The 705-nt window shown below is 64.3% G+C and carries 1 protein-coding gene; it reads left to right on the forward strand.

Translation table 11 applies throughout. The features are described 5' to 3' along the window. A partial coding sequence (locus tag EOC06_RS43085) for a hydantoinase B/oxoprolinase family protein (RefSeq protein WP_245469883.1) occupies nt 1-705 on the forward strand: 705 nt, incomplete at both ends.

Genomic DNA, 705 nt, shown 5'->3' on the forward strand with positions numbered 1-705 from the left:
TGGGGTCCTCTCAGAAGGCACCGCAAGAGCGTCGAACCCGGTCGATCCGACCCCCTCCGGCGGCTTCGCCGCCACCTCCCCCTCGAGTGGGGAGGAAATCCTGTTCTGGGCCGCCTCGCGCGGCCATCATGCCGATATCGGCGGCACGGCACCCGGCTCGATGACGCCGCTCGCCACCACGGTCGACGAGGAAGGCGTGCTGTTCGACAATTTCCGCATCGTCGACCGCGGAAAATTCCGCGAGAAGGAGCTGGAAACGCTGCTCACCGACCACCGCTATCCAGCCCGCAATCCGCACCAGAACATCGCCGACCTCAAGGCGCAGATCGCCGCCAACGAAAAGGGCGTCGCGGAACTGCGCAAGATGGTCGCGCATTTCGGCCTCGATGTCGTCGAGGCCTATATGGGCCATGTCCAGGACAATGCGGCCGAAAGCGTGCGCCGCGTGCTGGAGCGGCTGCCCGACAGTTCGCAGTACGAATACCCGACCGACACCGGCCAAATCATCAAGGTGAAGATCACGGTCGACCGGCAAAAGCGCGAGGCGACCGTCGACTTCACCGGCACCTCGCCGGTGATGAAGAACAATTTCAACGCGCCGGAACCCGTCGCCCGCGCCGCCGTGCTCTATGCCTTCCGCGTCATGGTCGAGGACATGATCCCGATGAATGCCGGGTGCCTGCGGCCCATCAACATCATCATTCC

Origin of the sequence: Mesorhizobium sp. M7A.F.Ca.MR.362.00.0.0 (genome assembly GCF_004023175.1) — a bacterium.
GTDB lineage: Bacteria > Pseudomonadota > Alphaproteobacteria > Rhizobiales > Rhizobiaceae > Mesorhizobium.